We start from the raw sequence: 9,510 nt of genomic DNA, 5'->3' as shown, positions 1-9,510 counted from the left end.
CGACCCGTCCTCCCCGGCCGAACCTGACCCACACATCAGTCAGGAGATTCGAAACTTCGGCCGACAAGTGCAGGTTTCCCCGGTCGACCGGGGATTCATGCACCGCCCGAAATGGTCTCGACCCGCTCGCCGGGGGGAACGAGCGGGTCGAGCGGTCCGAAGGGACGGGTGGGTCAGGCGGCCAGGTCCGGGTCGCCGAGCCGGCGGAGCTTCTGCAGCGCCTCCCGCTCGAGCTGGCGGACCCGCTCGGCGGAGATGCCGTGCTTCGCGCCGATGTCGGCCAGCTTGTGCTGGCGGCCGTCGACCAGGCCGTAGCGGGAGCGGATGATGTCCGCGGCCCGCTCGTCGAGCTGGCCGACCAGGCTGTTCAGCCGCTCGCGCGACTCGACGTCGAGGACCGTGAGGTCCGGGCCGGGCAGGCTCTCCTGGGCCATCAGGTCACCCAGCGAGGTGTCGCCGTCCTCGTCGACGGGGGAGTCCAGCGAGACGTGCTCGCGGCCCCACGCCATCAGGTCCAGCACCCGGTCGACCTCCATGCCGAGCTCGGCCGCGATCTCCTGCGGCTCCGGGTCCCGGCCCAGCTGTCGCTCGAGGGTACGGCGCGCGCCGCCGACCTGGTTGAGCTCCTCGACGACGTGCACGGGCAGCCGGACCACGCGGGCCTGCTGCGCGATGCCGCGGGTGATCGCCTGGCGCACCCACCAGGTGGCGTACGTCGAGAACTTGTAGCCCTTGGTGTAGTCGAACTTCTCGACCGCCCGGATCAGGCCGGTGTTGCCCTCCTGGATCAGGTCCAGCATCGGCATCTGGGCCCGCCCGTACTTCCGCGCGATCGAGACGACCAGGCGCAGGTTGGCGGTGATGAACGTGTCGACGGCCTTGCGGCCCTCCTCGGCCAGCCACTCGAGCTCCTCCTGCGTGGCCTGCATCGGGGCGCCGCCCTTCTTGCGGCCCACGCGGCCCTCCTTGAGCAGGTGCTCGGCCATCAGGCCGGCCTCGATCGTCTTCGAGAGCTCCACCTCGGCGGCGGCGTCGAGGAGGGGGTTGCGGGCGATCTCGTCGAGGTACAGTCCGACGCTGTCGCGGCCTTCGATCTCGCGCACGCCGGCGGTCGCAGTACGTGTTGCCATGGGACGCCCTCCTCTTCCTAGCAGTGGACGGCGCCGCTGCGCCCCCACACGTCCTGTACAACGCCCACGGTGACCGGTGGATTCCCCGGCCAAACGTCGGCCTGTCAACCGGATCGACGGATGAGGGGCCGCCCGAGTTGCGTGGGGAGCGAACTCTCAGGGACTTTTCAGGGGCGCCGGCTCAGGCGCGGCCGGCCAGACCCATCCGGTCCAGCATCCACGCGAGGGTGAACGCGCGGTCGTGCCAGGACTTGTACCGGCCCGAGACGCCGCCGTGTCCGGCGGCCATCTCGGTGCGCAGCAGGAAGTCCCGCCGGCCCACCGCGGTGGCCCGCAGCCGCGCCACCCACTTGGCCGGCTCGACGTAGAGCACCCGGGTGTCGTTGAGCGACGTCTCCGCCAGGATCGGCGGGTAGTCGACGGCGGCGACGTTGTCGTACGGCGCGTACGCCGCCATGTAGTCGTAGACCTCCGGGTCCGCCTCGGGGTTGCCCCACTCGTCGTACTCGGTGACGGTCAGCGGCAGCGTCGCGTCCAGCATCGTCGTGAGCGCGTCCACGAACGGCACCCCGGCGACCACGCCCGCGAACAGCTCGGGCGCCTGGTTCGCGACCGCCCCCATCAGCAGCCCGCCGGCGCTGGCGCCCTCGGCGAGCAGCATCTCCGGGGCGGTCCAGCCGGCGTCGACGAGGTGGCGGGCCGTGGCGACGAAGTCGGAGAACGAGTTCTGCTTGCGGAACAGCTTGCCGTCGTCGTACCACCGCCGGCCCATCTCGCCGCCGCCGCGCACGTGCGCGATCGCGAACGCCGCGCCGCGGTCGAGCAGCGACAGCCGGGCGATCGAGAAGTACGGGTCGATCGAGGTCTCGTAGGCGCCGTACCCGTAGAGCAGCAGCGGCACCGGCCCGGTCCGGCCCTTCCGTGCGACCAGCGAGATCGGCACCCGCTCGCCGTCGTCGGCCGTGGCCCAGAGGCGGTGCTCCTCGTAGTCGTCGGGGTCGTAGCCGCCGAGCACCGGGGCGCGGCGCAGCAGCGTGAGCTCGCGGCTGCGCACGTCGTAGTCGTAGACCGACGAGGGCACCGCCATCGTCGTGTAGCCGAGCCGCACCACCGGCTGGTGGAACCCGGGGTTGCCGGCGGACCCGACCGTGTAGATCTCGTGGTCGAACTCCACCAGGTAGTCGTCGCCGAGGCCATCGACGCCCAGTTCGACGATCCGCAGCTGGGTCAGGCCGTCGCTGCGCTGGTGCACGACCAGGTGCCCGGCGAACGCGTCGACGTCCTCCAGCCGGACGGCGGGGTCGTGCGCGATCAGCGGCCGCCAGTCGTCGGGTGCCGTCGGCTCGACGGGCGCGGTCGCCAGCTCGAAGTCCGGGCCGGTGCCGTTGTGCAGCACGAGGAAGACGTCCTCGCCGGCGATCACGGCGTGGTCGAGGGAGTACTCCAGCCCCTCCCGGCGCTCGCTGAAGACGCGGAGCCCGAGCTCGGGCCGGTCCGCGTCGAGGACGCGGTACTCCGAGGTGGTCTTGGAGCCGCTGGCGACCACGATGAACCGGTCGCTCCGGGTGCGGCCGACCCCGACCCAGAACCGGCCGTCGGTCTCGTGGTGCACGAGCTCGTCGTCGGCCTGGGCGGTGCCGAGCCGGTGCCGCCAGATCTTGTCCGCGCGCCAGGTCTCGTCGACGGTCGTGTAGTAGAACGCCGTGCCGTCGCGCTCCCAGGTCGCCCCGCCGAGCACGCCGGTGATCTCGTCGGGGAGGAGCTCGCCGCCGGCCAGGTCCTTGACCCGGATCGTGTACCGCTCGTCGCCGACCACGTCGGTGGAGTAGGCGAGCAGCATGCCGTCGGGGCTGACCGACGAGCCGCCGAGCGAGAAGAACTCGTGGCCCTCCGCGAGCCGGTCCAGGTCGAGCAGCACCTCCTCGCCGGGCAGCGCCGGCTGGTCGGGCGCGGTGTCCTCGGCGGGCCTCGGCGGCGTCCAGTCGTCCGGGTCCGCGACCGGGACGCGGCAGCTGGCGCCGTACTCGCGGCCCTCGAAGGAGCGCCCGTAGTACCAGTACCCGCGGTTGCGGGTGGGCACGGAGAGGTCGGTCTCCCGGGTGCGGGCCTTGATCTCGTCGAAGATCGCCTGCCGCAGGTCGGCGAGGTGGGCGGTGCGGTCGCGGGTGTAGTCGTTCTCGGCCTCGAGGTACGCCGTGACCTCGGGGGACTCCTTGTCGCGGAGCCACTCGTAGTCGTCGGTGCGCGTGCGCCCGTGGTGCTCGGTGGTGTGGGGGCGCCGGTCGGCGACGGGGGGCTGCATGGGCGCGACTGTAGCGTCGGCCGCATGGCGCGCATCGACCTGAACGCCGACCTCGGCGAGGAGGTCACCGACGACGCCGGGCTGCTCGCCGTCGTGACCAGCGCGAACGTCGCGTGCGGCTACCACGCCGGCACGCCCGCGATCATGCGCGCGGTGTGCGAGCAGGCGGCCGACCGCGGGGTCGCGGTGGGGGCGCAGGTGTCGTACGCCGACCGCGCGAACTTCGGCCGCGTCCCGCGCGACGTGCCGTTCGAGGTGCTGCGCGAGCAGGTCGCCGACCAGGTCGGGACGCTCGCGGCGATCGCGCGGGAGTGCGGCACCGAGGTGCGCTACCTCAAGGCGCACGGCGCGCTCTACCACCGCGTGCAGGCCGACGAGGAGCAGGCCGCGGCCGTGCTCGCCGGCTCCGAGCCGCTGCCGGTGCTCGGGATGCCGGGCGCGCTCCTGACCCGGGCCCGCGAGGCGGGGCGGGGGGTCTTCCACGAGGGGTTCCCGGACCGCGGGTACACCGCCGACGGGCGGCTGGTGCCGCGTTCGGAGCCCGGCGCGCTGGTGGAGGCCGAGGCCGACATCGTGGTCCAGGCCCTGGCGCTGGCCGGGACCGTCCACTCGCTGTGCCTGCACGGCGACTCGCCGGGGGCCGTGCGGCACGCGACCGCGGTCCGGGGCGCGCTGGGCGAGGCGGGCTGGGAGATCCGCCCGTTCGTGTGAGTCCACAGGTCTGGACCGGACCCTGTGGAGTGTGCACTCGTGTTGTGGATGGGCGCCGTCCGGCTGTGGACGAGCCTGTGGGTTACCGGCACCCCTTGTCGCGGGTGACCGGGACCACGTAGAACTCTGCCTACCGAGTCCGCCGCAAGGCGGGGTCGGCGATCGGACAGGAGCGAGGATCCGTACCGCGAGGCAACTCGCGGCGTCGGCCCGGTGACGGGGTCGGCGGGGTCGGAGCGAGGGTCCGGTGGACCGGGCGTCACTCGAAACCGGTCGATCCGAAGGGCCCCTGGTGCTCATACCACCGGGGGCCCTTCACCATTTCCGGCCATTTCCGGCCATTTCCGACCGCGGGCACCGAGAGGATGGTGCCCATGGAGCTGCGCCCGGTCGGACCGAAGGCGGTCCTCGCGGAGGTCGGTGACCCGGCCACGGCGCGCGCGCTGGCGACCTGGGCGCGCGGGCGGGTCGCGGCCGCGGAGATCGTGCCGGCAGCCACGACGGTCCTGTTCGACGGCGTCACCGACGTCTCGGCGCTCGCGGACTGGACCCCGGCCGCCGCGCCGCCGCTCGGCGCCCTCGTCGAGATCCCGGTCGTGTACGACGGCCCGGACCTGGCGTTCGTCGCGGCGCGGTGGGGCACCGACGAGGCCGGCGTGGTGCGCCGGCACACGTCGTTCGAGTACGTCGCGGAGTTCTGCGGGTTCGCGCCCGGCTTCGCGTACCTGGCCGGCGTCCCGGACGACCTCGCCGTACCCCGCCTGGAGTCGCCGCGGGCGCGGGTGCCGGAGGGCTCCGTGGGCCTGGCGGGCACGTGGTGCGGGGTCTACCCGACGGCGTCGCCGGGCGGCTGGCGGCTGCTCGGGCGCACCGATGCCGTGCTGTGGGACCAGGAGCGGGAGCCGCCGGCGCTGCTGGAGCCCGGGACCCGCGTGAGATTTCGAGACGCCTCGTCCCTCGGCTCCTCAATCCAAGGGTTCGGGGCATGAGCCTGGAGGTGCTCGAGGTCGGGCCGCTGGTGACGGTGCAGGACCGCGGCCGGGTCGGCTGCGCGCACCTGGGCGTGCCGCGCGCGGGGGCGCTCGACGCGCCGGCCGCCGCGCTCGCCAACCGGCTGGTCGGCAACGACGAGGACGCCGCGGTGCTCGAGGTGCTGCTCGGCGGCCTGGTGCTCCGCGCCGACACCGGCTGCTGGGTCGCCGTCACCGGCGCCGCCGACCGCGGCGGCGCCGAGTGGCTGCCCGCGGGCGCCGAGCTGCGGGTCGACGTCCCGGCGACCGGGCTGCGGTCGTACGTCGCGGTCGCGGGCGGGATCGCCGTGCCGCCGGTGCTCGGGTCGCGCTCGACGGACACGCTGGCGTGGGTCGGGCCGCCCCCGGTGTCGCCCGGCACGGTGCTGCCGGTGGGGGAGGCGCGGGCCCAGCCGCGGCCGCTGGACACGCCGCGCGCGCCGCGGCCGGGTCCGCTGCGGCTGGTGCCGGGACCGCGCGACGACTGGTTCGTCCCGGACGCGCTGGACCTGCTGTGCGGGTCGGCGTACACGGTCGGCGCGGACTCGAACCGGGTCGGCCTGCGCCTGGAGGGCCCGGCGCTCCGGCGGGCCCGCGAGGGGGAGCTGGCGTCGGAGGGCATGGTGCTCGGCGCGGTGCAGGTACCGCCGAGCGGGATGCCGGTCGTGTTCCTGGCCGACCACCCGCCGACCGGCGGCTACCCGGTGATCGGGGTGGTCGCGGCCGACGACCTGTGGCAGTGCGCGCAGCTGCGGCCCGGTGACCAGGTGCGGTTCACGTGCCGTCCTCGTCCTCCGGCTCCGGAGGTCGCCACGGCGTGAGGTCGGGGTCGTCGTCCTTGAAGGACCGGACCGGCCCCGGCGGGGTGCTCGCGGTCTCGAAGCGGACCGTCACGACGCCGCGCCCCGACCCCCACACCCAGCCGCGACCGTGCTCGGCGTGCTCGACGTCCATGCCCGGCGCCCAGGTACGGCGGGAGTGGTGCGGCACCTCGACCTCCGGGAGGACCTCGACCTCCTCCTCGGCGGCCTCGCCGAACAGGTCCTCCTGCACCCAGTCGGCCAGGCCCGAGACGCCGACCCCGAGGAGGCGGACGCCGCCGGTGGTGTCCAGGTCGGCCAGGAGGGTCCGGGCCAGCCGGGCGATGGTCGCCGCGCTGTCGGTGGGCGAGGGGAGCGTGGACGAGCGGCTGAGCGTCGTGAAGTCGTGCAGCCGGACCTTGATGGTCACGGTCCGGCCGGACAGGCCGCCCTTGCGCAGCCGCCCGGCGACCTCGTTCGCCTGCCGGGTCAGCAGGCTCTCCATCAGCTTCCGGTCGGTCAGGTCGGTGTCGTAGGTGCCCTCGACGCTGACGGACTTGGCCTCGCGCTCGGCCACGACCGGCCGGTCGTCCTCGGCCCGGGCCAGGCTGTAGAGCCAGTGGCCGTGGGCGTTGCCGAGCAACCGCACCATCTCGTCCTCGCTGACGGCCTCGAGCTGCTCGACGGTGTGGATGCCGACCCGGCGCATTCGCTCGGCGGTGGCCGGGCCGACGCCCGGGATGACCCGGACGTCCATCGGGCGGAGCAGGTCGCGCTCGGTGCCCGGCGCGACCACCACCAGCGCGTCGGGCTTGCGCAGGTCGCTGGCGACCTTGGCGATGAACTTCGACGTGCCGATGCCCACCGAGGCGGTGAGGCCCCCGGTCGCCTCCATGACCCGCGCGCGGAGGTCCTCGGCGAACGCCGTCACCGTCTCGACCGAGAGGTCGGGCAGGCCGGCGTGCGCGAGGTCGACGAACGCCTCGTCCAGCGACAGGGGCTCGACCAGCGGCGACGCGGCGCGCAGCAGCCCCATCACCTGGCGGCTGGTCTCGCGGTAGGCGTGGAAGCGGCCCGAGAGGAACGCCGCGTGCGGGCAGCGCGACCTCGCCTCGCGCGTGGACATCGCGGACCGGACGCCGTACACCCGGGCCTCGTAGGAGGCCGTCGACACCACGCCGCGGCCGCCCACGCCACCGACGACGACCGGCTTGCCGCGCAGCGACGGCTTGTCGCGCTGCTCCACCGCGGCGAAGAAGGCGTCGAGGTCGAGGTGGAGCACCGACGCTTCCGCACGCACGGGCGGCACGGTACCGCCCGGCGCCGACGGGCCCCTCATCGTCCACAGCGCACCGCTCCGACAGGTCCCTCCACAGCCCGGTCCGCCAGGGCCCGCCGGTGTCCGTCCCGGCGGGGAGCGTCCCGGCATGACCACCCTCTCCTTCACCGCCCGCACGCCGGAGGACGTCCTCGCGCTCGTCCCCGTCCTGCTCGGGTTCGTGCCCCACGACTCCGTGGCGATGCTGACCTTCGGCGCCGGGCAGCCGTTCCACGCCCGGCTCGACCTGCCCACCGACCCCGACGAGCTGCCCGCGGCCGTCGACCAGCTGCTCGCGCCCGCCCGGCAGCACCGGGTCAGGTGCGTGCTGTTCGTCCTCTACACCGACGACGCCGCCCTGGCGCTGGTCGCGGCGCGCGAGCTCGGGGACGCGTTCACGGGCGCGGGCATCGAGGTCCTCGAGCCGATCCGGGCCGACGGCGCGCGGTGGTGGCCGGCGGTGGGCGCCTGGGACGGGGTGCCGCCGGAGGGTGTCGCGTACGACCTCGCCACCCACCCGTTCAGCGCGGAGGCGGTGCTCGACGGCCGGGTGCTGCACGGGTCCCGTGAGGAGCTGCGGGCGACGCTGCACGCCGATGCGCGCCTGGTGACCGGGGTGGTGGGCGCCCTGGTCGAGGTGGCCGACGACCCGCCGGAGCCGGCCTGGGTCGAGGCGCTGGTCACGCGGCACGCCCGCGACGGGACGGTCCCGACCGACCGCGAGGTGGCCCGGCTGCTGCGGGGGCTGCTGGACGGCGAGGTCCGCGACGCCGCGACGGCCGGGCTGAGCCGGGCCACGGCCCGCGAGCACGTCGGGTTCTGGACCGACGTCGTGCGCCGCAGCCCCGAGCCGCTGCTGCCCGGTGCCGCCGCCCTGCTGGCGCTGGCCGCGTGGCAGGCCGGGCACGGGGCGCTGGCCTGGTGCGCGCTGGACCGGTGCGCCGAGGTGGACGAGCACCACCCGCTCGCCGGGCTGGTGGCCCAGGTGCTCACCCGGGCGCTCCCGCCGCAGGTCTGGGACGAGATCAGGTGGTGATGGTCACGATCGGCCGGTGGGTTGCCCGGTGCGGGCGCCGGGTACTCGCCGCGCATGGTGCGACGGGTGGGCCTGGAGGAGGAGCTGCTGCTCCTCGACCCGGGCACCAGGGACGTGGCCCCGGCCGCGCACACCGTGCTCAAGGAGTTCCGCGAGCACGGGCGCGGCCGGGCCCAGCCCCGCCGGGCGAGCGACGAGGTCGACCAGGAGCTGTTCCGGCACCAGCTCGAGACCCGCACCGACCCGACGACCGACCTCGGCGACGCGTTCGACCAGGTGCGGAGCGCCCGCCGGACCGCGGGGGAGGCGGCCCGCGCCGTCGGCCTGGCCACGGCCGCGTGCGGGATGGTCCCGCTCGGCGGCGAGCAGGCCGTGGTCAGCCCCGACGACCGGTACCGCGACATGGTCCACCGGTACGGCGACGTCGCCCGCGACGGCGGCACCTGCGGCATGCACGTGCACGTGGAGATCGAGTCCGACGACGAGGGCGTCGCGGTCCTCGACCGGATCGCGCCGTGGCTGCCGGTGCTGCTCGTGCTCAGCGCGAACTCGCCGTTCGCGCGTGGGCACGACACCGGGTACGCGTCGTGGCGCGCGCAGGTCTGGGCGCGGTGGCCGAGCGCGGGGCCGACCGAGCAGTTCGGCTCGCTGGAGGGCTACCGGGAGACCGTCCGGATGCTGCTGGAGACCGGGGCCGCCCGCGACGAGGGCATGCTCTACTTCGACGCCCGGCTGTCGGTGCACCACCCGACCGTCGAGGTCCGGGTCTGCGACGTGTGCACCGATCCGGTCGAGGCGGTCACCATCGCGGCGCTGGCACGCGGCCTGGTCGAGACCGCCGCCCGGGCGCACGCCGACCGGCGGCCGGTGCCGCGGTGGCGGGCCGAGGCGCTGCGCGCCGCGCACTGGCGGGCCTCCCGCTACGGCCTGTCCGACCGCCTCGTGCACCCGGGCGAGGGTGCGCTCCGGCCGGCGCGGGCGGTGCTCGACGCGCTGGCCGCCGAGGTGGGGCCGGCGCTGGGCGACGCCGGCGACCTGGACCTGGTCCGCACCGGACTGGACCGGGCGCTGCGCGAGGGCGGCGCCGCGCGGCAGCGCGCCGCCTACGAGCGCAGCGGCTCGCTCGAGGGTGTCGTCGACGACCTGGTGGCCCGGACCGAAGCGTCCTGGGACGCCCCGCAACCGGCCGTCAGGTCCTAAGGT

General features: G+C 74.9%; 8 protein-coding genes. 5 read left to right on the top strand and 3 right to left on the bottom strand.

The annotated features are described in order from the left end of the window. Positions 1-173 precede the first annotated feature (173 nt). Positions 174-1,130, bottom strand: a complete 957-nt coding sequence (locus ABD086_RS16770; protein ID WP_343908732.1) for a sigma-70 family RNA polymerase sigma factor — start codon at positions 1,128-1,130, stop codon at positions 174-176. Between the two features lie 181 nt (positions 1,131-1,311). After that, on the bottom strand, positions 1,312-3,432 hold the full coding sequence (locus ABD086_RS16765) for a S9 family peptidase (RefSeq protein WP_343908731.1): 2,121 nt from the start codon (positions 3,430-3,432) through the stop codon (positions 1,312-1,314). 24 nt (positions 3,433-3,456) lie between these two features. Between ABD086_RS16765 and ABD086_RS16760 the strand changes: the two genes are divergently transcribed. From ABD086_RS16760 to ABD086_RS16750, 3 genes are all read left to right on the top strand, one after another. Then, positions 3,457-4,143 carry a LamB/YcsF family protein gene (locus ABD086_RS16760; RefSeq protein WP_343908730.1) on the top strand — a complete coding sequence of 229 codons (687 nt, stop codon included), beginning with the start codon at positions 3,457-3,459 and terminating at the stop codon, positions 4,141-4,143. 374 nt (positions 4,144-4,517) lie between these two features. Further along, complete coding sequence (locus ABD086_RS16755; RefSeq protein WP_343908729.1) at positions 4,518-5,132, top strand: 5-oxoprolinase subunit B family protein; 615 nt, start codon at positions 4,518-4,520, stop codon at positions 5,130-5,132. After that, positions 5,129-5,974: a 5-oxoprolinase subunit C family protein gene (locus ABD086_RS16750; RefSeq protein WP_343908728.1), complete on the top strand. Its 846-nt coding sequence runs from the start codon at positions 5,129-5,131 to the stop codon at positions 5,972-5,974. Before ABD086_RS16755 ends, ABD086_RS16750 begins: the two co-directional genes overlap by 4 nt. Here ABD086_RS16750 and ABD086_RS16745 read toward each other — a convergent pair. Next, positions 5,928-7,253 carry a DNA polymerase IV gene (locus tag ABD086_RS16745; protein ID WP_343908727.1) on the bottom strand — a complete coding sequence of 442 codons (1,326 nt, stop codon included), beginning with the start codon at positions 7,251-7,253 and terminating at the stop codon, positions 5,928-5,930. The genes ABD086_RS16750 and ABD086_RS16745 overlap by 47 nt on opposite strands. A 127-nt stretch (positions 7,254-7,380) precedes the next feature. Here ABD086_RS16745 and ABD086_RS16740 point away from each other — a divergent pair, with 127 nt between their 5' ends. Beyond that, positions 7,381-8,307, top strand: coding sequence for a DUF4192 domain-containing protein (locus ABD086_RS16740; protein ID WP_343908726.1), 927 nt, complete (start codon positions 7,381-7,383; stop codon positions 8,305-8,307). 54 nt (positions 8,308-8,361) lie between these two features. Further along, a complete protein-coding gene (locus tag ABD086_RS16735; RefSeq protein WP_343908725.1) occupies positions 8,362-9,507 on the top strand; it encodes a carboxylate-amine ligase in 1,146 nt (381 codons plus the stop codon). The last annotated feature ends 3 nt before the right edge of the window (positions 9,508-9,510 follow it).

Origin of the sequence: Nocardioides aquiterrae, assembly GCF_039526625.1 — a bacterium.
GTDB lineage: Bacteria > Actinomycetota > Actinomycetes > Propionibacteriales > Nocardioidaceae > Nocardioides > Nocardioides aquiterrae.
Note: the sequence above shows the minus strand (reverse complement) of the source record. Positions and strands in the feature narration are given on the sequence as shown.